Annotated in this window: 24 protein-coding genes and 1 pseudogene; 9 read left to right on the top strand and 16 right to left on the bottom strand. The window is 71.0% G+C overall.

The features are described 5' to 3' along the window. Positions 1 to 163: 163 nt before the first annotated feature. A complete protein-coding gene (locus EDF23_RS15730; RefSeq protein WP_123294656.1) occupies positions 164 to 1,942 on the bottom strand; it encodes a DEAD/DEAH box helicase in 1,779 nt (592 codons plus the stop codon). Between the two features lie 105 nt (positions 1,943 to 2,047). Next, positions 2,048 to 2,512, bottom strand: a complete 465-nt coding sequence (locus EDF23_RS15725) for a MarR family winged helix-turn-helix transcriptional regulator (RefSeq protein WP_123294655.1) — start codon at positions 2,510 to 2,512, stop codon at positions 2,048 to 2,050. 96 nt (positions 2,513 to 2,608) lie between these two features. Between EDF23_RS15725 and EDF23_RS15720 the strand changes: the two genes are divergently transcribed. Together EDF23_RS15720 and EDF23_RS15715 are read left to right on the top strand one after the other, a co-directional pair. Further along, positions 2,609 to 4,813, top strand: a complete 2,205-nt coding sequence (locus tag EDF23_RS15720; RefSeq protein WP_131922226.1) for an MDR family MFS transporter — start codon at positions 2,609 to 2,611, stop codon at positions 4,811 to 4,813. A 73-nt stretch (positions 4,814 to 4,886) separates the two neighbouring features. After that, on the top strand, positions 4,887 to 5,474 hold the full coding sequence (locus EDF23_RS15715; protein WP_123939119.1) for a TetR/AcrR family transcriptional regulator: 588 nt from the start codon (positions 4,887 to 4,889) through the stop codon (positions 5,472 to 5,474). Positions 5,475 to 5,578: 104 nt separating this feature from the next. Here the strand turns inward: EDF23_RS15715 and EDF23_RS15710 are convergent, their stop codons facing one another. The 11 genes from EDF23_RS15710 to EDF23_RS15660 all read right to left on the bottom strand — a co-directional run bounded on the left by EDF23_RS15710 (position 5,579) and on the right by EDF23_RS15660 (position 16,111). After that, positions 5,579 to 6,082, bottom strand: a complete 504-nt coding sequence (locus EDF23_RS15710; RefSeq protein ID WP_131922224.1) for a flavin reductase family protein — start codon at positions 6,080 to 6,082, stop codon at positions 5,579 to 5,581. Between the two features lie 14 nt (positions 6,083 to 6,096). Next, entirely contained in the window at positions 6,097 to 7,806 is a 1,710-nt protein-coding gene (locus EDF23_RS15705; RefSeq protein ID WP_243648956.1) for an MDR family MFS transporter, read from the bottom strand. A gap of 1 nt (position 7,807) precedes the next feature. Then, positions 7,808 to 9,142, bottom strand: a complete 1,335-nt coding sequence (locus tag EDF23_RS15700) for an NtaA/DmoA family FMN-dependent monooxygenase (RefSeq protein ID WP_123939121.1) — start codon at positions 9,140 to 9,142, stop codon at positions 7,808 to 7,810. Further along, positions 9,139 to 9,891 carry an isochorismatase family cysteine hydrolase gene (locus EDF23_RS15695; RefSeq protein ID WP_131922222.1) on the bottom strand — a complete coding sequence of 251 codons (753 nt, stop codon included), beginning with the start codon at positions 9,889 to 9,891 and terminating at the stop codon, positions 9,139 to 9,141. The genes EDF23_RS15700 and EDF23_RS15695 overlap by 4 nt, the downstream gene beginning before the upstream one ends. Next, the gene (locus tag EDF23_RS15690) at positions 9,888 to 10,952 is read right to left on the bottom strand and encodes an LLM class flavin-dependent oxidoreductase (protein WP_111086881.1); all 1,065 of its coding nucleotides are present in this window, start codon (positions 10,950 to 10,952) and stop codon (positions 9,888 to 9,890) included. The genes EDF23_RS15695 and EDF23_RS15690 overlap by 4 nt, the downstream gene beginning before the upstream one ends. A 48-nt stretch (positions 10,953 to 11,000) precedes the next feature. Next, a complete protein-coding gene (locus tag EDF23_RS15685) occupies positions 11,001 to 12,137 on the bottom strand; it encodes an ABC transporter substrate-binding protein (RefSeq protein WP_243648955.1) in 1,137 nt (378 codons plus the stop codon). 191 nt (positions 12,138 to 12,328) lie between these two features. Beyond that, positions 12,329 to 13,171, bottom strand: coding sequence for an ABC transporter permease (locus tag EDF23_RS15680; protein ID WP_207895513.1), 843 nt, complete (start codon positions 13,169 to 13,171; stop codon positions 12,329 to 12,331). Between the two features lie 13 nt (positions 13,172 to 13,184). Then, positions 13,185 to 14,012 carry an ABC transporter ATP-binding protein gene (locus EDF23_RS15675; RefSeq protein WP_123294748.1) on the bottom strand — a complete coding sequence of 276 codons (828 nt, stop codon included), beginning with the start codon at positions 14,010 to 14,012 and terminating at the stop codon, positions 13,185 to 13,187. A gap of 189 nt (positions 14,013 to 14,201) precedes the next feature. After that, entirely contained in the window at positions 14,202 to 14,615 is a 414-nt protein-coding gene (locus EDF23_RS15670; protein WP_131922220.1) for a hypothetical protein, read from the bottom strand. A gap of 28 nt (positions 14,616 to 14,643) precedes the next feature. Continuing rightward, positions 14,644 to 15,279: a nucleotidyltransferase domain-containing protein gene (locus tag EDF23_RS15665; RefSeq protein ID WP_131922218.1), complete on the bottom strand. Its 636-nt coding sequence runs from the start codon at positions 15,277 to 15,279 to the stop codon at positions 14,644 to 14,646. A gap of 73 nt (positions 15,280 to 15,352) precedes the next feature. After that, complete coding sequence (locus tag EDF23_RS15660; protein WP_131922216.1) at positions 15,353 to 16,111, bottom strand: SDR family NAD(P)-dependent oxidoreductase; 759 nt, start codon at positions 16,109 to 16,111, stop codon at positions 15,353 to 15,355. A gap of 68 nt (positions 16,112 to 16,179) precedes the next feature. Here EDF23_RS15660 and EDF23_RS15655 point away from each other — a divergent pair, with 68 nt between their 5' ends. After that, positions 16,180 to 16,773, top strand: coding sequence for a TetR family transcriptional regulator (locus EDF23_RS15655; RefSeq protein WP_131922215.1), 594 nt, complete (start codon positions 16,180 to 16,182; stop codon positions 16,771 to 16,773). An 84-nt stretch (positions 16,774 to 16,857) separates the two neighbouring features. Here the strand turns inward: EDF23_RS15655 and EDF23_RS15650 are convergent, their stop codons facing one another. Next, positions 16,858 to 17,799, bottom strand: a complete 942-nt coding sequence (locus EDF23_RS15650; RefSeq protein WP_131922213.1) for an aldo/keto reductase — start codon at positions 17,797 to 17,799, stop codon at positions 16,858 to 16,860. Between the two features lie 109 nt (positions 17,800 to 17,908). Between EDF23_RS15650 and EDF23_RS15645 the strand changes: the two genes are divergently transcribed. Genes EDF23_RS15645 through EDF23_RS15635 form a run of 3 tightly spaced genes read left to right on the top strand, consistent with a single transcriptional unit; the run spans position 17,909 to position 19,356 of the window. Further along, entirely contained in the window at positions 17,909 to 18,499 is a 591-nt protein-coding gene (locus tag EDF23_RS15645) for a TetR family transcriptional regulator (RefSeq protein ID WP_165901160.1), read from the top strand. A gap of 40 nt (positions 18,500 to 18,539) precedes the next feature. Continuing rightward, the gene (locus tag EDF23_RS15640; RefSeq protein ID WP_131922209.1) at positions 18,540 to 18,953 is read left to right on the top strand and encodes a VOC family protein; all 414 of its coding nucleotides are present in this window, start codon (positions 18,540 to 18,542) and stop codon (positions 18,951 to 18,953) included. Between the two features lie 7 nt (positions 18,954 to 18,960). Next, positions 18,961 to 19,356 carry an arsenate reductase ArsC gene (locus EDF23_RS15635; protein WP_131922207.1) on the top strand — a complete coding sequence of 132 codons (396 nt, stop codon included), beginning with the start codon at positions 18,961 to 18,963 and terminating at the stop codon, positions 19,354 to 19,356. 4 nt (positions 19,357 to 19,360) lie between these two features. On the opposite strand, the gene EDF23_RS15630 is transcribed toward EDF23_RS15635, so the two are convergent. Next, entirely contained in the window at positions 19,361 to 19,630 is a 270-nt protein-coding gene (locus tag EDF23_RS15630) for a hypothetical protein (protein ID WP_131922205.1), read from the bottom strand. 98 nt (positions 19,631 to 19,728) lie between these two features. On the opposite strand from EDF23_RS15630, the gene EDF23_RS15625 reads away from it, so the two are divergent. Further along, on the top strand, positions 19,729 to 20,601 hold the full coding sequence (locus EDF23_RS15625; RefSeq protein WP_123294644.1) for a DUF808 domain-containing protein: 873 nt from the start codon (positions 19,729 to 19,731) through the stop codon (positions 20,599 to 20,601). 119 nt (positions 20,602 to 20,720) lie between these two features. Continuing rightward, positions 20,721 to 21,155 carry a VOC family protein gene (locus EDF23_RS15620; protein WP_131922203.1) on the top strand — a complete coding sequence of 145 codons (435 nt, stop codon included), beginning with the start codon at positions 20,721 to 20,723 and terminating at the stop codon, positions 21,153 to 21,155. Positions 21,156 to 21,174: 19 nt separating this feature from the next. Here the strand turns inward: EDF23_RS15620 and EDF23_RS15615 are convergent. After that, positions 21,175 to 22,128: pseudogene (locus EDF23_RS15615) on the bottom strand (manganese catalase family protein). Between the two features lie 140 nt (positions 22,129 to 22,268). Between EDF23_RS15615 and EDF23_RS15610 the strand changes: the two are divergent. Then, on the top strand, positions 22,269 to 23,654 hold the full coding sequence (locus EDF23_RS15610) for an FAD-linked oxidase C-terminal domain-containing protein (protein ID WP_131922201.1): 1,386 nt from the start codon (positions 22,269 to 22,271) through the stop codon (positions 23,652 to 23,654). Positions 23,655 to 23,896 lie beyond the last annotated feature (242 nt).

Raw genomic sequence — 23,896 nt, 5'->3', positions numbered from 1 at the left:
CGAGCGTGATCTGCGGTTCCCCGCACCGCAAGGCTGGTGACGCACCGCCGGCACGCGGGACGGCCGCGGCGGGAGACGCGACCGGACGACGGACGGGAGGCACGGTGCCAGCTGGCACCGTGCCTCCCGTCAAGAGGTGGTCGCGTCGAGGACGCGGCTCGCGTCAGTAGCGGGGCTTGCGCTCCGGACGCTCGTCGCGGCGGCCGCCACCACGGCGGTCGGGCTTGATCTCGATGAGCTTGCCGCTGATCCGGGTGTCGGTCAGGCGGTCGAGCACGCCGCCGTCCATGTCGGCGGGCAGCTCGACGATCGAGAAGTCCGGCTGGATGCGGATCGCACCGAAGTCGTCGCGGCGCAGGCCGCCCTCGTTGGCGAGGGCGCCGACGATCTGGCGCGGCTCGACGCGGTGACGGCGGCCGACCTCGATGCGGTAGGCGGTCATCGGCTGCGAACGGCGGGGCGCACGGTCCCGGTCACGGTCGCCGCCACGGTCGCTGCGCGGGCCGCGGTCGTCACGTGCACCGCGGTCGTCGCGCTCGCCACGACGGGCGTCGCGCTCCATCTGCGTGCGGAGGGCGTCGTCGGCTGCGGTCAGGAGCAGCGGCGAGTCGCCCTGCGCCACGACGGCCAGGGCGGCGGCGACGTCGTCCGAGGGGACGTCGTGGTGCTCGACGTAGTGCGCGATGACGTCGCGGAAGGCAGCGATGCGACCCTGGTCCTCGAGCGCCGCGGTGATCGCGTCGTCGAAGCGGGTCAGGCGCGTCTCGTTGACGTCGTCGATCGTCGGCAGCTGCATCTGGGTGAGCGGCTGCTTCGTGTGGCGCTCGATCGCGGAGAGCAGGCGACGCTCGCGGGGGGTGACGAAGCTGATCGAGTCACCCGAGCGGCCGGCACGACCCGTGCGGCCGATGCGGTGCACGTAGGACTCGATGTCGACCGGGATGTCGTAGTTCACGACGTGCGTGATGCGGTCGACGTCGAGGCCACGGGCGGCGACGTCGGTGGCGACGAGGATGTCGAGCTTGCCGGACTTCAGCTGGTTGACGGTCCGCTCGCGCTGGGCCTGGGCGACGTCACCGCTGATGGCGGCTGCGGCGTAGCCACGGGCCCGGAGCTTCTCGGCCAGGGTCTCGGTCTCGCTCTTGGTGCGGACGAAGATGATCATGCCCTCGAAGTCCTCGACCTCGAGGATGCGGGTCAGGGCGTCGACCTTCTGCGGGTACGAGACCATCAGGTAGCGCTGCGTGATGTTCGCGGCGGTCTTGGTCTTGGTCTTGACGGTGATCTCGGCCGGGTCCGTCAGGTACTGCTGCGAGATGCGGCGGATCTGGGCGGGCATGGTCGCGGAGAACAGGGCGACCTGCTTGTCGTCGGGGGTGTCCGCCAGGATCGTCTCGACGTCCTCGGCGAAGCCCATCTTGAGCATCTCGTCGGCCTCGTCGAGCACGAGGTACTTCAGCTCGGACAGGTCGAGCGTGCCCTTCGCCAGGTGGTCCATGATGCGACCGGGCGTGCCGACGATGACGTCGACGCCGCGGCGCAGGGCGGACAGCTGCACGCCGTACGCCTGACCGCCGTAGACCGGCAGGACGTGGACGTGCTTCATGTGCGACGCGAACTGCTCGAACGCCTCGCACACCTGCAGGGCGAGCTCACGCGTCGGGGACAGCACGAGGGCCTGCGGCTTCTTGCTGCCGGGCTCCATGCGGGACAGGATCGGCAGCGCGAAGGCGGCGGTCTTGCCGGTTCCGGTCTGCGCGAGGCCGACGACGTCGCGGCCGTCGAGCAGTGTGGGGATGGTGGCTTCCTGGATGGCGGAAGGGGTTTCGTAGCCGATGTCCTTGACGGCCTTGAGCACAGCATCGCTCAGGCCGAGATCGGCGAAGGTCACCACGGGCCCCTCGTCGGTGGTCTCGGTGGTGGTGGCGGTGTCCGTGCTCATACACCAACGGTATCTCGAATGCACGCTCCGCAGTGACCGGAGGGCGTGCGGACGGGAGGAACGGGGCGGGCCCGCCCCGCGCCTCCCGTCCTCTTGTTGGTCACGTCACGGGCGCGTGGTGCCGATCCCGAGGACCGCGTCGGCCCGGTCGTTCAGTCGCGTGAGCATCTCGGCGAGCGAGCGCAGCTCATCCGAGGCGAACTCCTCGGTGAGGTCGTCGAAGACCTCGGCACCGGCGGCGTCGAGCTGGTCGAGCAACTGCTTGCCCGCGGGTGCGAGCGAGACCAGGGTCGCTCGGCCGTCGGCGGGGTCCGGCGAGCCGACCAGGTGCTCGGCCTCGACCAGCGACGCCACTCGGCGACTGATCACCGGGCGGGACAGGCCCGTCGCGTCGGCGATCGCGGTCGCACGGACGGGTCCGTGACCGGCGACGGCTCGCAGGATCACCCGCGCGGTCGGGTCGAGGCCGCCGCTGGACTCGATGAGCGAGGAACGCAGGGTCTGCCGGACCCACAGCCGGTCGAGCTGGGATCGCAGGAGTCGCTCGGCGGCACGCCGGTCGTCGCACATGGGGCCAGCGTAGTGGGCACATTTAGTTGCTTGCTGGAAGCAACAGATGTATCGTTGCGCGGTCTGCAAAGTTACACAGCACGAAAAAGGAGTTCGATGACCGCCACCGCACCCGTCCAGGTGCAGCACGGTCGGCACACCGCCGAGGCCCCAGCAGCCTCCGGCGGGACCGGCCCGCAGCCCCTGATGACCCACCGCCAGATCCTCCTGGTGATCTACGGCCTGATGGCGGGCATGTTCCTGTCGTCCCTCGGCCAGACGGTGTTCGGCACGGCGATCCGCACCATCGGCGACGACCTGCACGGCCTCGACCAGCAGGCCTGGGTCACCACGGCCTACCTGATCACCTCGACGATCGCGACGCCGATCTACGGCAAGCTCTCCGACATCTTCGGCCGCCGGCCCCTCTACATCTTCGGCATCGTCGTGTTCATCCTCGGCGCCGTCCTGTCGTCGATGTCCACCTCGATGCTCATGCTCGCGGCCTTCCGCGCCGTGCAGGGCATCGGTGCCGGTGCGCTCATGTCGCTGCCGCTCGCGATCATGGGTGACATCCTCGCCCCGCGCGAACGTGCCAAGTACCAGGGCTACTTCCTCGCCGTGTTCGGCATCTCGTCCGTCATCGGGCCGCTCATCGGTGGGCTGCTCGCCGGTTCCTCCGAGATCCTGTGGATCACGGGATGGCGCTGGGTCCTGCTGATCAACGTGCCGATCGGTGTCGCCGCGCTCCTCATGGTCATCGTCTTCCTGCACCTGCCGAAGGTGCACAGTGCCGACGACGCGAAGCCCAAGGTCGACTGGTGGGGCGCGACCGCCGTCATCGTCACCCTCGTGCCGCTGCTGCTCGTCGCCGAACAGGGCCGCATCTGGGGCTGGGGCTCCCCCGCCGCCATCGCCTGCTACGTCGTCGGGGTCGTCGGCCTGATCGGACTGCTGCTCATCGAGTCGAAGATGGGCGACGCGGCGATCATCCCGCTCAAGCTCTTCCGCTCGGGCACGTTCTCGATGGCGACCGTCATCGGGTTCCTGGTCGGCTTCGCGATGTTCGGTGCGATGCTCACCATCCCGCTCTACCTGCAGATCGTCGTGGGGCTCACCCCGACCGAGTCCGGCTTCGCCACGCTGCCCCTGGTCGGCGGTCTCATGATCGCCTCGATCACGAGCGGTCAGATCGTCGCCCGCGTCGGCCGCTACCGGGTCTTCCCGGTCATCGGCACCGCGCTCGTGTCCGCCGGCTACGTCGTCCTGACCTTCATGTCGATCGACAAGCCGCTCTGGTTCCTGATGATCGGCATGTTCCTGATCGGCCTCGGCCTCGGCTCGGTCATGCAGTCGCTGACCCTGGCCTCGCAGGGCTCCGTCGAGGCCCGTGACATGGGCGTCGCCACGTCGTCCGCCACGTTCTTCCGGCAGATCGGTGGAACGCTCGGCACCGCCGTGCTGCTGTCCATCCTGTTCTCGGTGATGCCGGCGAACATCCTGCACGCCACCGCGAACGAGAAGGACCTCGGCCCGGCGCTCGACGCCGCGCTCAACCCCACCGTCGCCAGTGCGAAGGCGAACCAGGGCGCGATGGACAAGATCTGGACGCCCGTCGTCACCCCGCTGACGAAGGCCGTGCAGTCGCAGCTCGACGCTGCCTCGGCGAAGGCGACGCAGGCCGCCGACGCCGCGGTCACCGAGCAGGTCACGGCAGCCGTGCAGCAGCAGGTCGCCGCCGGTGCGGTCCCCGCCGCCTCGGCCCAGTCCGTCATCGACCAGCAGGTCGCAGCGGCGACGCCGGCGGCCGAGCAGTCCGCGCTCGAGCAGGTCGCCGACCAGGCACACGCCAGCGTGCAGGACGGCACCGTGTCCGTCGACTGGTCGAACGCCTCGCAGCGCTCGTACTGGGTCGACGAGCTCACCCCGGAGCTCGCGAAGAAGATCGACGACGGCGACACCACGAGCGACAGCGCCACCAGCACGAACGACACCTCGTTCCTGACCGGTGCCGACAGCCGCCTCACCCGGCCGTTCATGGCGGGCTTCAACGCCTCGTCCGTGACGATCTACTGGGTCGGCCTCGGCGTGATCCTGCTCGCGTTCGTGCTCACCTGGTTCTTCCGGGTGCCGCCGCTGCGCCAGCGCTCCGCCCTGCAGGAGCGTGCCGACCTGTCCGCCGAGGCCCAGCTCGAGGCCGAAGCCGGTGCCGCCGCTGCCGACGCCGGCTCGTTCACCGGTCCGATGACCGGGTCCGTGCCGACCGGATCGGTGCCCACCGGATCGGGTTCGACCGGATCCGCGCCGACGCACCGTCGGTGACCGACCGGGCCGTCCGTGCCGTGCCCCCTTTCCGGCACGGGCGGCCCACCAACCCCCACCACCAGGAGTCCACGTGATCACCACCCCGGCAGCTGCAGTGGCGACGGAGCCGTGCACCCTGCGGGAGCGCAAGAAGCAGCAGACCCGGCAGGCGCTGCACGACGCGGCCCTGACGCTGGTGTCCGCGCACGGGCTGGACGGCGTCACCATCGAGCAGATCTGCGCCGATGCCGACGTCTCGCCCCGCACCTTCTTCAACTACTTCTCGTCCAAGGCGCACGCCGCCCTCGGACTCGACTCCGTCGAGGTCCCGGAGCCTTCCGCAGCATGGTTCACCGAGGCTCGTGGCGGCCTGGTCGACGACCTCTGCACCCTCGTCGCGGCGACCGTACCGCTGTCCCAGGACCGCCGCCGGATGAAGGAGCTGCTGGTCCTCCGGCCCGAGATGTCGTCGATGGTGATGCAGTGGATGGCCGAGTCGCGCCAGTCCCTGCTCAGCGTCGTGGGCACCAGGACCGACGACCAGACCGCACGCACGGCGGTGACGCTCGTGATGTCGGCGCTCAGCGAGGCCGCCCACCGCGACTCCGTGCGGAACAACGACGAGCTCGCGGTGCGGCTCCGGGCCGTGGTGCGCGAGATGGCGGCGCTGGCCTCCTGACGGGGTCGTGCCGCGTACCGAGTCGTTTCGGGCGTACCGGGTCGGAACTTCTGACCAGGTACGCCCGATTCCGCTTCCCATCGCACGCGTTCTGGGAAAGAACGTCAGGCGGTGGCGACGCTTGCTCGCCGCCGAGCTGGCCGGTGCCACACGAGCGCGGCGTTGGCGGAGTCGCGGGCGAAGCGGAGCACCCGCAGCACCACGATGTCGTGGTCGCCCGCACGGTGGACGGCCTCGACCGAGCACTCCAGCCACGAGTGCGCGCCGTCGAGCAGGATCGCTCCCGCCCCGGTGTCCGTGGACGGCACGCCGACCAGTCGCTGCGACCGATCGCGGGAGGCCAGCTGACGGGTCTGCTCGGCGTGGCCCTCGGCGAGCACGGAGATGCCGAGCACCGGCGCACCGGCCAGGTCCGGCCAGGTCGTCGACGAGTGCTGCACGGCGATCGTCGCGAGCGGCGGGTCGTACGAGACCCCGACGGTGAACGACGTCGCCACCATGACGACCGGCACGCCGTCGACCCGCGCGGCGATGGCGGCCACGACGGAGGGGACCTCGGCGATCGCCTCGCGGATGTCGAACGGGTCGTCGGTGAAGTCGTGCTGCATAGTGGTTCCTTCGTTCAGGAGCGGGCGAGCAGGGTGCGGGCACGGCGCTCGTCGGCACGCATCGCGGCGACGAGGGCGTCCGGCCCGGGGAACGTGCGCTGCCGCCGGAGCCGACGGCCGACGGTGAGCTCGACGGGGGTGCCGTACAGGTCGCCGTCGAAGTCGAGCACGTGGATCTCGACGGTGCGCGGCCGGTCGGCGAAGGTGCTGTTGCTGCCGATCGACACGAGCGCCTCACGGGCACCGGACCAGGTCGGCGCGGTGAGCCAGCCGACGTAGACCCCGTCCGACGGAACAGCGCCCGCGTCGTCGGGCAGCAGGTTGGCGGTCGGGAACCCGAGCCCGTGCCCGACCCCGGCGCCGTGCACGACCGCGCCGGTCAGGACCGCCGGCGCTCGCCCTGGCAGGGACGCCGCCGCCACGAGTGCCCCGAGGGCCGCCAGCGCCAGGGCACCGAGGGCAACCGCGTCGGGCGACACCGCGAGCAGCACCGCGGTGACCGTGCTGCCCAGGACGGCACCGAGCTGCTTCACGGTGTTGAAGGTGCTCGACGCCGCACCGATGGTCGCCGGTCCGGCCCCGAGCACCGCCGCGAGCGAGAACGGCGACCAGACGAACGCGTTCGCGACCCCGAAGCCGGTGAACGCCGTCGCCACCGCCCAGAGGGGTGCGGCGGTCCCGATGAGCACGGCGGTCAGCGCCACCGAGACGACGAGCAGGACGGCGCCGATGGTCGCCGTCGCACGGGGACCCGCGGTGTTCGTCGTGCGGCCGACGAACGGTGCGGCGGCCAGGCAGGCGACCCCCATCGGCACGAGCACGAGGGCCGCGGCACCCGGTCCGAGACCACGTCCGTCCTGCAGGTCGAGCATGAGCGGGATCGGCGCCGACCCGACGCAGAACGACGCAGCCGTCGCGCCCCACGAGCCGGTCACGAACCCGCGGTCGCGGAACAACCCGAGCGGGACGAGCGCCCGGTCCCCCGCGCGGCGCTGCACCGTGAGCACCGCAGCGACGACGAGTGCGCCGAGCACCACCAGACCGACCCGCGGCAGGGGTGCGGCGAGGACGCCGTCGCCCGTGCCCTGGACACCGACGACCACCGCGAACACCCCGGCGGTCACCCCGACGACGGCGAGCACCGGCAGGGGCACCGCGATGCGTCGGGACACCGGCACGAACCGCAGCACGGCAATGGCGGTGACGATGCCGACGGGCACGTTCACCAGGAAGACCGACGGCCACCCCCACGCCTCGACGAGCACGCCGCCGACGATCGGGCCGGCGACGGTCGCCGCGCCGCCACCGGCGCTCCAGACGGCGAGCGCGACGGCGAGCCGGGGTGGTTCGAACAACGAGCGGATCACGGTCAGGCACTGGGGTGTCAGCAGCGCGGCACCGACGCCCTGCACGGCGCGCCAGACGATGAGCGCGCCGATCCCCGGTGCGAACGCGCACCCGACCGACGCGACGGTGAACACCGCGAGCCCGAGCAGGTAGACCCGGCGGTGCCCGAAGCGGTCGCCGAGCCGTCCGGCGACGAGGAGCGGCACGGCGAACGCGAACAGGTAGGCGCTGTTCACCCAGACCGACAGCGACGCGTCGGTGCCGAGGTCGCTGCCGATGTCCGGCAGGGCGACGGACACGATCGTGCTGTCCAGCAGCAGCATGAAGAAGCCGAGGCAGAGCCCGCCGAGCGCGAGCCACCGACGGGCCGGGGTCACCTCACACCGCCAGGTTCTCGCGGAGCGTCGACCCCGGGTACCGCGGCGCCAGGGCACCTCGGGCACGCAGCTCCGGCACGAGCAGCTCGCTCAGGTCGGCGAACCCGGTGGGCATGCCGAGCGGGCTGGACAGCATGTAGCCGCCGCGTCCGCCGGTGGCCGCGAAGTTCTCCTGCAGGGCGTCGGCGACCCCCGCGGCGTCGCCGACCAGCATGTGGTCGAGGCCCGTCGCGGCACGCCAGCCGTGCTCGAAGAAGTCGTCGCGGTCCATGGTGTGGTCCTCGCCGAACTCGGCGACCAGGCTGCCGACCAGGCCGGCCGGGCTCGCCTGCGCGGCGACGATCTCGTCGCGCAACTCGCCGAGGCGGAACGTCTCCGGGAGCGTGGAGAAGTCGTACCCGGCGTTGTGCGAGATGAAGGTGCCGACGGCCTCGCGGTTCCAGAACGACAGCAGCGAGTCACGGCGGGCGGCGGCCTCGGCGTCGGTGGCCCCGACGATGACCTGGGTCGCCCAGAGGATCCCGACGCCGGACGGGTCCCGACCGGCGTCGGTGAGCGCTGCGTCGAGGGCGTTCCGGTGCCGGAGCTGTCCGGCGACGCTCGACCCGAACCCGAACACCAGGTCGGCGAACGACGCGCTGGCGGCGATGCCGCGCGGCGAGTTGCCGGCCTGCACGACGACGGGGTGCCGCTGCGGACTCGGGACGCTCGCGAGCGGGCCGCGCACCTTGAAGAAGCGGCCGTCGTGGTCGATGGGGTGGACCCCGGCCGGGTCGGCGAACCGGCCGGTCGCGCGGTCGCGGACGATCGCGTCCGGGGCGACGGAGTCCCAGAGCGCACGGCAGACGCCGATGAACTCCTCCATCCGTTCGTACCGCAGGTCGTGGTCGATCAGGTGGTCGGACCCGTAGTTCGCCGCGTCCGCGCCCCGCGACGAGGCGACGACGTTGAACGCCATCCGCCCGCCGGTGACGTGGTCGAGCGAGTTGAGCAGTCGGGCGACGGAGAAGGGGTGGGTGAACGTGGACGAGTAGGTGAGCCCGAACCCGATGTGCTCCGTGACGGTGGACATCGCGGCGATCACGGGCGACATGTCCTGCCGGGGCCACTGGATGCCCCACTCGACGGCCGGGTCGATGCTGCCGCGCCACGTGCTCGGCACACCGGACCCGTCGCCGAAGAACAGCATGTCCACGCCTGCGCGCTCGGCGGTCCTGGCGACCTCCATGTACATGCGGACGTCGGGGAAGTCCTGGCCGACCCAGCTGCCGGCCGCTGCCCACCGCCCCTCGGTGTGGGTGAAGGACAGGTCGTAGGCCAGGTGCATGCCGCTCATCGGGCACCCACCGGCGAAGCGGACGCAGACGCAGACGCAGACGCAGCAGACGCAGACGCAGCAGCATCAGACGCAGCAGCGTCAGCAGCCGCGCGCCACAGCGCCACCGTCTCGTCGGCGTCGGTCACGACGCCCACGTTGAGGTCGATCAAGGTGAGTGCGGCGTCGTGCACGTCGGTGTCGTACGCGGCGGTGGCGTCCTGCGGGACCACCACGGGCCAGCCGAGCTGCATCGCGTCCTGTGCGGTGGCGAGGACGCAGCACTCGGTCGTGAGTCCCACGACGGTGACCCAGCCGATCCCTGCGGCGGTGAGCCGGGCCTCCAGGTCGGTGCCCAGGAACCCGCTGTAGCCGCGCTTGACGACGCGTGTCTCACCGGGCTCGGGCGCCGTGCGGTACCACTCGGCGCCCTCCGTGCCGATCCGGCACGGCTCGTCGTCCGGCATCGGGCCGTCCGGGTCACCGCCGCGCAGCCACGTGCTGGAGCGCCACGGCCGGGCCGGGTCGCTGCCGAGTTCGACCCAGACGACGGGGACGCCCGCTGCGCGCGCCTCGGCGACGAGCGAGCCGATGCGGGTGACGGCGGCGTCCACGGCGACGGACGCGCGGTCGTCGAGTCCGTACGGGGCGATCCGCGCCGGCTCACCGAAGTCGCGCTGCACGTCGACGACGACGAGCGCGGGGCGGAGCGGAGCAGACAGCAACTGCGCCAGCCGCGGGTCGCGACCCGCGTCGAGTCCCCCGGTCACCGGACGACCGCCGCGTCGTGCTGGCGGAGCGCCGGCAGGACGGTCTCCCCGAACAGCACCATGTCCTGGTCGTACTCGGGGAAGATCAGCATCAGGCCGTCGAGCTCGCCCCGGTCGACGATGTACTCGATGTGCTCGGTGACGGTCTCGGCGGACCCGGCGACGTACGCGGTCTGGAACGCGTCCTCACCGGCAGCACCGTCCGCCCAGGCACGCGCCTGCTCGGCGGGGACGCCCCACGACGCCCGCATCGAGGCCAGTGCTTCGCGGTCGACGCCGGCACCCCACTCGCGCACCTTCCGCTGCGCGGCGGCGTCGGTCTCGCCCTGCACGACCGTGAGCATCGAGTAGGTGCGGCACTCGCGTCCCTCGGCGGCGGCGCGGTCGTGGACGTCGCGGGACAGGTCGCGCATCTCGTCCAGGCTGTCCGCTGCCAGGAAGGCGCCGTCGGCGTGCTTCGCCTGGAACGCCCGGGCCGCTTCGGACTTGCCGGCACTGATGATGGTCGGCCGCGATGCGGGGTGGGGGCGGGACTCGCACGCGTCGAGGTCGAAGTACGGCGTGTGCATCGTCACGCTGTCCTCGGTCCACAGGCGCGTGACCGCCTCGGTCCAGAGCTCCGTCATCCGGTACCGGTCGGCGTGGCTGAGGGCCGCGTCCCAGATCCCGAACTGCTCGAACTCCGCCGCGTAGGCGCCGTTGACGATGTTCATGCCGGCCCGGCCGCCGGAGACGTCCTGCAGCGTCGTGTACATCTTCGCTGCGACCGCAGGGTTGTGGACGTTGGCGTGCATCGTCGCCCAGATCTTGACGCGCTCGGTGGCCTCGGCGATGCCGGCCATCATCGTCATCGACTCCAGGGAGCGGCCCCAGTGGTCGGTGGAGCCACCGAAGCCGCGCCACTTCGCCATCGACATCACGAAGTCCAGGCCGATCGTCTCGGCGTGCAGCGCCGCGCGCTTGTTCCACGCGTAGGTCGCCTCGGGGTGGGGTGCCGTGGTGGAGAGCATCCACCCGCCGTTGCCGATCGGGAGGAAGATCCCGTACTCCTTCGCGGGCATCTCACGCCGCCTTTCTGGTCGTTGCGGAACACTCGGTGACGATGGGACTCACGGTGCGGGCCACACGGTCTCGCCGTCCTTCGTGATGGCGTCGATGTACTCGTTCGTGAACCAGCTCTTCGCGTCGTCGGCGGTCACGGAGCTCTTGACGATGTCGAACTGGTGCAGCATGTCGACGAGCTTCGTCACGTTCTCCGGGTCGATCCCGCCGAGGGGCTGGTCCGGCGTCGGGTTGTCCGCGATGACCTTCGTCTCGGTGGTCCAGATCTTGGTGTTCTGGGCGGTGTCGTAGGTGGCGCCGGACAGCTTCGCGGCGTACCCGACGCACTGCTTGGTCTTCGCCTCGCTCGCGGAGCAGAAGTCGTAGGCGTGCAGGGCTGCGCGCAGGACGTCCTCGACCGCGGTCGGGTGCGCCTTCGCGAAGGTGGGGTTCACGGCCATCGCACCGATCGACGAGGGGATGTCGTAGTCGACGGGCTGCCAGACGGTGACGTCGTCACCGGCGGCCTTGAGCAGGTTCGGCTCGTTCGACACGAAGCCGGTCAGCGCCTCGAGGCCGTTCTGCTTACGGGGCAGGACGGACGGGTCGTAGCCCTCCTTGACGAGCGTGAGGGAGTCCCACTCGACACCGGCCTTCTCCATCATCGCCCGGACCGAGGCGGGGACGTAGCCCTTGTGGCCGACGACCTGGCCGTCGAGCTGCGGCAGCTTCGTGATGTCCTTGTTCGTCATCAGGACGTCGAGGCCGGCGTTCGAGTACGACGAGATCCCGGTGATGTCGATGCCGTTCGCGCGGGCCTGGATGAGGTCCTGCTCGGCGACGGCGGACACGGTGGCCTGGCCGCTGGCGAGGAGCTTCGTGTTCTGGGCGGTGTCACCCGAGCCCGGCTTCAGGGTCACGTCGAGGCAGAGGTCCTTGAAGTAGCCGAGCTCGTCCGCCGCGATGTACTCGAGGATCGACGCCGACGACTGGTACTGGTAGCCGGACAGGTAGGTGATCTTGCCGGCGTCCTGGTTCTCCTTGCACCGCTCGGCCGAGATCGCGCTGCCCTCGGACGATGTGGTGCCGGCGCTCGAGCCGGTGCTGCAGCCGGTGAGCGCGAGGGCGACGACGGCGGTGGCGAGGGCCGCGAGGGCGGCCTTGGTGCGGTGCGTGGTGCGGTGCTGCATGGTGCTGTGCTGCATGGTCACTCCTGTGGGAAGGGATGGGTGGTGCAGGGCGGGTGCGGGCAGGTGATGCGGGTGGGTCTGTGGGCTCGGTGGGTCGCCGGACGTCGGCCTGGAGGCGCGGCTGACGTCGCGCGGGCAGGCTCACGCCGGCGGGTGGTGCGGCAGGGCCGCGGGGCGGCCGCGTGGTGCGGCCGGCGGACCGCGCGTCAGTCGTTCGCGGTGCGGTGCCAGTGCAGGACGCGCCGCTCGACGACCGTGATGAGTCCGAGCAGGACCACGCCCATCACCGCGAGGATCGCGATCGCCGCGTAGACGACGTCGAGCTGGTTCATGGATGACGCCGTGCTGATCACGGTGCCGAGGCCGCCGGTCGAACCCGAGGCGGACAGCTCCGCGACGACCGCGCCGATGATCGACAGCGGGAACACGATCCGCAGGGCTGCGAACACGAACGGCAGGGCGTTCGGGATCCGCAGGTGCACGAGCATCTCGAACCGGGAGGCATCGATCGTCTTGTACACCTGCAGCACGGGCTGCGGCACGGACCGCAGGCCCGCGGCGGTGTTGATCAGGATCGGGAAGAAGCAGATGAGCGCCGTGATGACGAGCTTCGGCAGCGGACCGAACCCGAACGCGACCACCAGGGCCGGGGCGATCGCGACGAGGGGCGTGACGTTCAGCACGATGGCGATCGGCATGACCGCACGGCGGACGATCGGCAGCTCACTCGTCAGCACCGCGAGCACGAAGGCGGCGAGGAACCCGATGGCCAGGCCGACGAGCGACTCCGCCAGCGTGATGCCGGCGTTCTGCAGGTAGTAGGGCAGCTGCGTGGCGAGGGTCTCCCCCACCGCGGGCAACGGCGGCAGCAGGTACGGCATCGCCGTCGCGCCGATCTGCCAGAGCACCGCCAGGACGGCGAGCATCACGACGAGGGGCAACCAGACGGTCGGTCGGAGCCAACCGGGCACCGGTCGGCGGGCGGTGCGTCGTTCTGCGTCGGCTGCGGTGGCGGTCGCGGCGGGCGTGGAGGTGGTGGTGGCGCTCATGGTCCCGTCTCCCTCAGGCCGCATCGGTCATGCGCCAGGCGCTGTGCAACCGGGTCCTGACCAGGTCTTCGTACTCGTGGAACCGCTGTTCCTCGAACAATCGCTGGTTGCGCGGGCGGGGCAGGTCGATGTCGATGACGTCGACGATCCGGCCGGGGCGCGGCGCCATCACGACGACGGTGTCCGACATCCGGACGGCCTCGGACACCGAGTGCGTCACGAAGAGCACCGTCGTGCGCAGCTCGTCCCACAGGTCGAGCAGCTGGTCCTGCAGGCTCTCGCGGGTGAACTCGTCGAGCGCCGAGAACGGCTCGTCCATCAGCAGGACGTCGGGGCGCAGGCCGAAGGCCCGGACGATCGCGGCACGCTGCTGCATGCCGCCGGACAGCTGTGCGGGGAGCTTGTCCATCGCCTCGCCGAGTCCCGCCATCCGCAGGAGTTCGCGCATGTCCGGGCCGGTGCCGGTACTGCGCTCCTCGAGGTCCTCGATGGCGGCGCGGCGGCGGCCGGCACCCGGGTTCACGCGCCCGGCGAGCGACACGTTCTGCAGCACGGTGAGCCAGGGCAGCAGCGCCGGTGCCTGGGGCACGAGTCCGATGAGCTTCGCCGCGCAGGCCTGGGCCGGCGTGACACCGTGCACCCGGACGTCACCGCGGTCGGCGGGCTCGAGCCCGGCCACCAGGCGGAGCAGCGTCGACTTCCCGCAGCCGCTCGGGCCGATGAGCGACACGAACTTCCCGGGCTCGATGGTCAACTCGACGTCGTCGAGCGCGACCATGGCGCTCGGGCCGCTGCCGTACACCTTGCGCACCGCGTCCACGCGGACCGCTGATGTGGTCATCCGTTCCTCCATACCGTCGGCGAGCACGCAGGCTCGGTCTCGTATGGCGGAGAGCGTGCGTCGCGAGCTCGGGTTGGTCTGCGACGCGGAAATCCGCTGCTGGTGATGAGGTTAGGACGCCCGTGTTACGGAGTCGGACCACATGTGTTGCGAACGTGTGAACGAGTGCGCGGGTCGGGTCGACTGCGCTCAGCGCGGCGAGGGCACCGCGGTCTGCCCGTCCCAGACGAGCACCTCGACGCCGAGGTCCTCGGCGGCCACCGCCACCCACCCGGCGAGCGCCCTCGCCGCGGGTTCGGCGACGACGAGCACTGCTCGGTCCACGCCGGGGACCGACTGCCGCAGCCACAGCAGCTTGAACAGGTCAGCCATCACCTTGTTGCGCCAGGCGGGCTTGTAGGCGCCCTGGTTCGCGACGAGCTGCACGACGACGCGGTCGGCGTCGTCGATGCCCTCGACCTCGACCCGGGCGCGGTCGAGCACGACCGTGCGCGGGCGGAGGACGAGGCCGAGGGCGGTGCCGGTGTGCTCGAGCATCCGGCGTTCGACGGAGTCGGGGGCGAACCGGCCCCACTCGGAGCGCGCGACGGGGACCTCGGTCATGTCGGCAGTGTAGGCGGCGCGTCCCGCCTCAGACGACCGACCACCCGCCGTCGCTCGTCAGCACGGTCAGGGTACGGAGCTTCCGGAACAGCCATCGACCATCGCCTGCGATGGGAATCCCGTCCCCGGCAACCGATGCGAGGAGCGGGTCGGCGCCGTCGATCTCGTCCTCGTCGAAGAGGACCGGCCGCACGGCGTTCCCGGTCCACCGACCGGCCGCACGGCACAACGCGTGGATCTGGTCTTCTGCCTCCGCACGTCGGCCGTGCTCGACGATGAAGCAGACATCGAGGTCGCTGTCCGGCCGCATCTCACCACGGGCGCCGGATCCGAAGAGCGCGGCGTACCGGAGGGGGATCGATCGACAGCCGGATCGGAGTCGTTCGAGGAACGCGCGCCGGAGATCGGCCAGTGCGGTGATCGCATCGGCGGCGAGGTGTTCCCGGTTCAGGCTGAACGACTTCGTCCGTCCGGTCCGGTGCCCGTCGACGACACCCTGCTCGACCAGCCGATCCGCACTGTTCCGGACCCCGGCGTACGACCGGTCCGGCACCAGGCTGCAGATGGCCGCGATCGTCATCGGTCCTGGCGCCCGTGCCAACACGGCGAGAACATCGCCGTCCACGGAGGTGGTCACCGTCGCGAAGGGGGACTGCAACTGCATCGGAACCTCCGATCGGATACGAGTAGAAATCTACCACTTCTAGTAGATTTCTACTCGTACCTGAGCATCTTCGTCAGACGACCGACCACCCGCCGTCGCTCGGCAGCACGGCGCCGTTCACGTTGGCGGAGTCGTCGCTGAGCAGCCAGGTGATGGCCGCGGCGAGCTGTTCCGGCTGCGCGACCGGCGGGATGGCGACCTGCATGATGGGGCCGACCCGGCTGGCGGCGTACTCGCTGCGCATCGGCGCCTCGATGTTCGTCGCGACCGCGCCCGGCGCGACCGCGTTGGCCCGGATGCCCTGCGGCCCGTGGAAGAACGCCACGCTCTTGGTGAACCCGGCGATCGCGTGCTTCGACGCCGTGTACGCGGCACCCGCTGCAGAGGCGCGGAGTGCGGCCTCGGAGGCGACGTTCACGACGGCACCGCGGCCGGCGGCGATCATGTGCGGCAGGACGGCGCGGGTGAGGCGCATCGGTCCGGTGACGTTGACGCTGAAGACGCGGTCCCAGGTGGCGTCGTCGACCTCGCTCGGCGGAAGGAAAGCGTCCATGATGCCGGCGACGTTCGCCAGTCCGTCGATGCGCTCACCCGCGGCCGCGATGAGCGCGTCGATGGTCTCGGTGGCGGCGACGTCGCCGACGACGGTCTCGAGTTCGAGGCCGTCGAGTTCGGAGCGGAGCGCGTCGAGGCGTTCGGCGACGACGTCGGTCGCGATCACCCGCCCGCCCTCGTTCGCGATGCGCGTCGCCGTGGCGCGTCCGATGCCGGAACCCGCCCCGGTGACGATGATGGTCCTGCCGGTGAAACGTCCGGCGGTGGTGTCGGTCATGTCGTCTCCTCACTGAGAGGCGCTCGCTGCGCCACGATGGTTATAGCACTCAGTGCCGAAAGGACTCCATGCGCCCGACGAGCGACCGGCCGACGAGCGATCGACCGACGGGACGCCCCCGCACGATCGACCCGGACGCGGTGTCCCTCGTGGCGCTCCGGCTGTTCGACGAGCAGGGCTTCGACGCCGTGTCGATGGACGACGTCGCCGCGACTGCCGGGGTGAGCCGTCGGTCGTTGTTCCGGCTGTTCCCGAACAAGGCGGCGCTCGTCTGGGGCGGGCTCGACGAGTTCGCCTCGCGGTTCGGTGACGCGCTCCGACAGCGGCCGTCCACGGAGTCGTCGTCGGACGCCCTCCGCGCGGCGTACCGGATCGGCGCGACCTTCCCCGACGACGCCGTCGAGGTCACCCGCCACCGGCTCCGTGTCATCCGCGCCAACCCCTCGCTCGAGCACGTCGGCGCGGCCACGGTCACGACCCTGACCGACGCGATCGTCCGGTTCGTGGCCGAGCGGGACGGCGCGACGCCCGACGACCTCGCGGTGTCGGTGCGCGCGCACGCCCTGGCGGCCGCGGCGAGCGCGGCCCTCACCTGGTGGGCGCTGCACGGCGACGGCCGACCGGAGGACGTCGTGGACCGCGCGCTCGCCCTGCTCGCCTGAGACGCGCCCTGGACACGACCACCGGACGGACGGGAGGCCCGTGGCGGGCGCGCCACGGGCCTCCCGTCCGACACCCGGCCGGGCTCAGCCCATCGCGCGCTTCCCACGGACGTCGCGCGACAGCGCGTCGATGCGCACCACCTCGTCGTCAGTGAGCCGCACGTCGGCGGCGGCGACGTTCTCGGCGACGCGTCCGGGGTTGCGCGATCCGGGGATCGGGACCAGGTCGGCGCGCTTCGCCAGGATCCAGGCCAGCGCGAGCTGCGAGAGCGAGACGCCCTTCGCGTCGGCGATCTCGGTGAGTGCGGCGACGACGGCGACGTTCGCGTCGAAGTGTTCCGGCGCCCACCACTCGAGCTGCTGCCGGATGTCGTCGGCCGCGTAGGCGCTCGCGGGCTGCACGGCACCGCTCAGGAACCCGCGCGCCAGCGGCGAGTACGCGACGACGCCGATGCCGAGCTCGTCGACGAGGGGGAAGAGCGCCTCCGACTCCCGCGAGAAGACGGAGTACTCGGTCTGGAACGCCGAGATCGGGTGCACAGCGTGCGCGCGGCGGATCTGGTCGGCATCGGTGTTCGACAGGCCGAGGTACCGGACCTTGCCGGCCTGCACGAACTCCTGCATCACGCCGACGACGTCCTCGATCGGGACAGCCGGGTCGTGCACGTGCTGGTAGAGCAGGTCGATCGAGTCGGTGCCGAGGTTCTGCAGGCTCGCGTCCACCACCTGCCGGATGTGCTCCGGTCGGGAGTCCGGCGCGTAGGCCTCGGGCGTGAACCCGAACTTCGTGGCGATCGTCACCTCGTCGCGGATCGGGGCGAGCGCCGCGCCGAGGAGCCGCTCGCCGGTCCCCCAGCCGTACAGCTCGGCCGTGTCGAAGTGCGTGACGCCGAGTTCGTGGGCGTGCCGGATCGCGGCGACGGACTCGGTGTCGTCGCCGGGTCCGTACGCGAACGTGGTGCCCATGGCGCCGTAGCCGATGGCGCTGACGGTGAGGCCCTGTCGGCCGAGGGTGCGTTGCTGCATGGTGCCGTCCCTTCGTGACGTGTGGTGGTCATGCGAGTGGCACTGTACGCCATTACTGTCAGAGTCTGACAACTTGGACCGAAGATGACGTCGCGGTACGATCGGCCCCGTGAGCGACGTGCGAACCGGCCTGAGGGACATCACCCGCGATGCCGTCCGCGCGCGCATCGCCGCCGTGGCCCTCGAGCGGTTCGACACCAACGGGTTCGACAACGTCACCGTGGAGCAGGTCGCCGCCGAGGTGGGGATCTCGGCGCGGAGCTTCCACCGGTACTTCCCCGCGAAGGAGGACGCCGTCATCGGCGACCCCGCGCGACACCGGGACGCCCTCGCCGAGGCGTTCCGGTCGCGGTCGACGACCCAACCGGTGTGGCCCGCGCTGCGCGAGGCGTTCGCCGAGATGCTCGAGCGCGGCAGCACCGACGACCCCGAGACCGGTCGACGGTCCGTCCGCGTGATGACGAGCACCGCGTCACTGCGCGCACGGAACCTCGAGAAGCACCAGGCCTGGGCGGACGTCCTGACGCCCCTCGTCGTCGAGCAGCTCCACGGGCCCGACGCCGACCTGCGGGCACGGGTCCTCGTGCAGGCAGCCCTCGGTTGCTTCGACGTGGCGATCACCACCTGGGCCACGGGCGACGACCCCGACGCGGCCGCGATCCTGCGACGCGCGTTCGACGGCATCGCACCGAGCGCCTGACGAGCGGACGCGCGCCGTCGTCCAGCGGTATCGTCCGGGCATGAACGTCACCGGACCGTCGCCGTACTTCCAGTTCGCCGGCACCGCCAGGCAGGCCCTCGAGCACTGGCAGGGTGTCTTCGGCGGCGAGGTACAGATCGCGACCTACGCCGACTTCTCACGGACCGACGGCCCCGCCGCCGCGGTCGCCCACGGACAGCTCACCGGCGGGCTGCAGCTCTTCGCCGCGGACGCGAGCGAAACCGACGAGCCGTTCGTGGCGACCGGCCTGCTGTTCTCGCTCCTCGGGGCCGAAGAACCCGACGTGCTGCGGCGGTGGTTCGACGCGCTCGCCGAGGGTGGCTCGGTCGTCGATGCACTGCAGCAACGGCCGTGGGGCGACTGGGACGGCACCGTGCGGGACGCGTTCGGTGTCACGTGGCTGATCGGGTTCGAGGCGTCAGCGCTGGGATGATGGGCGCATGACCGACCGCCCCGCCGTCCTGTTCGTGTGCGTCCACAACGCCGGACGCTCCCAGATGGCCGCGGGGTGGCTGCAGCACCTCGCCGGTGACCGCGTCCGGGTGTTCTCCGCCGGCAGCGAGCCCGCCGAGCAGGTCAACTCCGTTGCCGTGCAGGCCATGGCCGAGCAGGGCATCGACATCGCCGACGCCCGGCCGGCGGTGCTCGAGACCGAGACCGTGCGCGAGTCGGACGTCGTCATCACCATGGGCTGCGGGGACGCCTGCCCGGTGTTCCCCGGCAAGCGGTACGAGGACTGGGACCTCGCCGACCCGGCCGGGCTGGGGATCGAGCAGGTCCGCCCGATCCGCGACGACATCCGGATGCGGGTCGAGCGGTTGATCGCGTCCCTGTAGCCGGCTACTGCTGGTCGGACGGCAGCAGCGGCGCCCAGTAGGCGTCCGCGCCGTCGGCCTGCACGGCGTCACGCTCGAACCGGAAGCCGTACTCGCGCACGAAGTCGAGTGCGGCGGCCTGCTCGTCCTCGGCGTCGTCGTGCGCGGCGTCGAACAGGTACACGCCGTGCCCCATCTTCACGCCCGAGTCGCTGATCACCGTGAGGTCCCAACGCCCCTCCTCGGCGCGTTCGATCCGCACGACGGCGGCCTGTGCAGCGGTGAAGTCAGCCATGCCGTCAGCCTACGGACGGTGCCCCGGCGGCGTTCAGGGTCGGCCGCGCCCACTACGCTGAGCACCGTCACAGGCCCGGACGAGCGGAGAACGAAGTCATGTCAGTCGGATTGCTCGCCGTGGTGGACGACATCCTCTCCGCGGCCCTGAAGGCGAGTGCGAAGACCGCCGGGGTCGTCATCGACGACGCCGCGGTCACGCCGCAGTACGTGCAGGGACTCGCGCCGGCCCGGGAACTGCCGGTCGTCGGGCGCATCGCGCTCGGCAGCCTGTTCAACAAGTTCATCATCATCATCCCGCTGGCGCTGCTGCTCACCGCGTTCGCGCCCTGGGTGCTGCCGTACCTCCTGCTCATCGGCGGGACGTACCTGTGCTTCGAGGGCGCGGAGAAGGTCACCGAGTGGTTCGGTGTCCACCACGGCGCCGGTTCCACCGACTCGGTCACCGAACCGAAGCTCGTGTTCGGCGCCATCCGGACCGACCTCATCCTGAGCACCGAGATCATGCTCATCGCCCTGGCCGGCCTCGACCCCGACCTCGGGCTCTGGCCGACACTCGGCGCCCTCATCGTGATCGGGCTCGTCATGACCGCGGTCGTCTACGGCGCGGTGGCCCTGCTGGTGAAGATCGACGACGTCGGTCTGCAGATGATGAAGAACTCGGTCCGCCGGACCCGTCGCACAGGAGCGCGGATCGTGCGGGCGATGCCGACCGTCTTCCGGGTCATCAGCGTCATCGGCACCGTGGCCATGCTCTGGGTGGGCGGGCACCTGGTCATCGCGAACCTCGCCGAGACCTTCTGGCACGGCCCGTACGACCTGCTGCACACGATCGAGCACGCGATCGAGGCAACAGGCCCGGTCATCACGTGGATCGTCGACACCGCGGTCTCGGCGGTCGCCGGCGTCGTCCTCGGCATGGTCGTCGTGGCGATCGTCCTCGGCATCGGTCGCCTCCGCGGGAAGCACTGACTGACACTTCTGTTCCGGCGTCGGAACACGAGTGTTCCGACGGTGCACGCGTCGAACGACTCGTAGTCCGTCGCAGAACGGGTGCGCGCGACCCGCGCCGCGCGCCTACCCTGGCGCGCATGGCAACGGTGCGACAGGTCCAGGTGACGTTCGACTGCGCCGAGCCGGAGCGGGTCGCCCGGTTCTGGTGCGAGGTGCTCGGCTACGAGGTGCCTGCTCCCCCGCCCGGGTTCGACGACTGGCGGGCGTTCAACGCCTCGCTCCCGCCCGAGCACCAGGACTCCGCCTTCGCGTGCGTCGACCCGACGGGCGTCGGGCCGCGGCTGTTCTTCCAGCGGGTGCCCGAGGGCAAGACGGTGAAGAACCGCGTGCACCTGGACGTCCGGGTCGGCACCGGTCTTGTCGGCGAGGAACGTCTCGCAGCGCTCGATGCGGAGAGCGCTCGCCTCGTCGCGCTCGGCGCGACGCAGTTCCGCCGCATGCTCGCGGATCAGGTCAACGAGTCCTGCATCGTGATGCAGGACGTCGAGGGCAACGAGTTCTGCCTCGACTGATCCGCGAGCCCCCGCAGGTTCAGGCCACCGGCCCGTACGTGCTCACCTCGACGGCGTCGAGCTCGAGCTCGGCGGTCTGTTGGATGAGCGCCAGCAGGTCGGCGTCGAGCCCGGGAGCGAACTCCTCGAGGCGCTCCGGAGCGATGAACGACGGCACGCCGGCCGGGGCCTGCTCGGTCGCCGTCAGGTCCGTGCCGTCCTTCGACGGTGACGCCCCGCGGAAGATCTTGCCCGCCTCGGACGCCCCGTCGAGGTCGAAGCTGTACTGCTTGCTCTGCAGCCCGAGGTCCAGGAGCTCCTTGACCTCCGGGAACCGCTCGGCGTTCGTCTTCGGGATCGGCAGCAGGGTCTTTCAGTCGACGCCGAGGGTCTCGAGCGCCTTCGCGTAGGCGTTCTCGTGCGCCTGGTCGCGGACGATCAGGTACGCGACGGTGCTGCGGGCCGTGGGGTTGTCCGTCATCTCGTAGATCCGGCACTTCTGCAGCCGACCGGTGGACTCGAGCATCAGGTTGTAGAGCAGGTCGAGCGGCAGGTTGCCGGAGTTGTAGACGTAGCTGCCGCTCCACGGGTTGCCGGCCGCGTCGACCGGCAGGGCACCTTGGGCCCCGACCAGGTAGTGGTGGATGTTGCTCGTGTCGAGCGCGATGCTGAGCGGCGTCGCACCCTTCGCACCCGGCTTGTCGAGCGGGTCGGTGAGCTTGCCGGTGTACTCGGGCGAGCCGTCGAGCAGGCGGGAGATCGTGGTGTCGATGAGCTCGACGTGGCTGATCTCCTCGGTGCCGACGCCCTGGATGAGGTCGCGGTACGGCTTCGCCGCCGGGCCGCGGAAGTTCATCGCTTGGAACAGGTACTGCATCATCGTGCGCATCTCGCCGAACTGCCCGCCGAGCCCTTCCTGCAGGGCGTTGGCGGCTGCCGGGTCGGGCTCGCCGTCGGCGATCTCGTTGATCCAGGTCTGTGCGTGGAAGTACATGGGGCCTCCTTGCTCACCGCGACGGATCCGCCGCGTGCCTCACCGTCGTCCGGCGTCCCTGGCAGGCGACACGGGTCGTCCACTCAGCGCGGTATCGTCGTCGGCGCCGCACCGCCGCGCCCGGAAGGACCCCCGAACCGATGACCGTCAGTCACGCCGCCGACACAGCCGCCCTCGACGATCTGCTCGAGCCGGACCAGGTCCTCCGCGACCCGGCGTCGCTCGAGCAGTACCGCCACGACGACGCCGAGTGGGCCGACTCCACCGCACCGCTCGCCGTCGTCCTCGCACGCAGCACCGACGACGTCGTCGCCACCGTCCGGTGGGCGGCAGCCGTCGGCGTGCGGGTCGTGCCGCGCGGCGCCGGAACCGGGCTGTCCGGCGGGGCGAACGCGATGGCCGGATCGGTCGTCCTGTCCCTCGAGCTGATGGACGCGGTGCTCGAGGTGAACACCGACGAGCGCTACGCCGTCGCCCAGCCCGGTGTGGTCAACGACGCACTGCGGGCTGCCGTCGCGGAACACGGACTCTGGTACCCGCCGGACCCGGCGAGCTCGGCCATCTCGACGATCGGCGGCAACGTCGCGACGAACGCCGGCGGGATCTGCTGCGTGAAGTACGGCGTCACCCGCGACTACGTGCTCGGGATGACCGTGGTGCTGGCCGACGGTTCCGTGGTGGAGCTCGGACGCCGCACGGCGAAGGGCGTCGCCGGGTACGACCTGGCCGGCCTGATGGTCGGGTCCGAGGGCACGCTCGGCATCGTCGTGTCGGTCACCGTCAAGCTGCTCCCCCTGGCCGGACGCGACGAACGTGCTGTGATCGGGTACTTCCCCTCGCTCAGCGCCGCCGGGGACGCCGTCGCCGCGATCTCGCGTGCCGGGATCATCCCCGCAGCACTCGAGATCGTGGACCGGACCTGCCTGCGGGCCGTCGACGACTGGATGCACCTCGGGCTGCCGTCCGACGTCGACACCCTGCTGCTGGCCCGGGTCGACGAGCGTGGTGCCGCGGGGGACGAGCTCGCCGACCAGGTCGCAGCCGTCTTCGCGCAGGCCGGCGGCACCGACGTCGAGCGCGCCACGGACCCCGACGACATCGACCGGCTGTTCCAGGCACGGCGACTCGCGTACCCGGCACTCGAGCGGCTCGGACCGGTGCTCACCGAGGACATCTGCGTGCCCCGCAGCGCGGTGCCCGAGATGCTCCGACGGATCCAGGCGACGGCGGCAGCGCACGACGTCACCATCGCGAACATCGCGCACGCCGGCGACGGCAACCTGCACCCGCTGATCATCGCTCCCGAGGGCGACGAGGCCGCGAAGGCCCGTGCGAAGCAGGCGTTCGACCAGATCGTCGCGGACTGCCTGGCACTCGGCGGCACCGTCACGGGTGAGCACGGCGTCGGCCTGCTCAAGCTGCCCGGCCTGCGGCAGGAGCTGGGCGAGCGGGTCCTCGCGATGCACCGTGCCGTCAAGGACGCCCTGGACCCGGCGGGCACCCTGAATCCCGGCAAGGCGTTCTGAACGCACGTCGACGACGGACGGGAGGCCCGGTGCCAGCTGGCACCGGGCCTCCCGTCCGTCGTCTGGTCGCGTCCAGGGCCCGAAGGTCACAGACCGGTAACGAGGACAGATCGGTCCAAACCTTTTGCCGGAGGCCCCCGAATCACCTGCACAGACCGGGAAACACCCGGAGCGCTCACCAGCCGCACATTGCTGGTTCTCCACCCTGCACCAGGGTGTGTTCGGCGCGCACACAGCAGCCG

The sequence above is a fragment of the Curtobacterium sp. PhB128 genome, assembly GCF_004340725.1.
Lineage (GTDB): Bacteria > Actinomycetota > Actinomycetes > Actinomycetales > Microbacteriaceae > Curtobacterium.
This window is presented reverse-complemented; position numbering and strand designations above follow the sequence as displayed.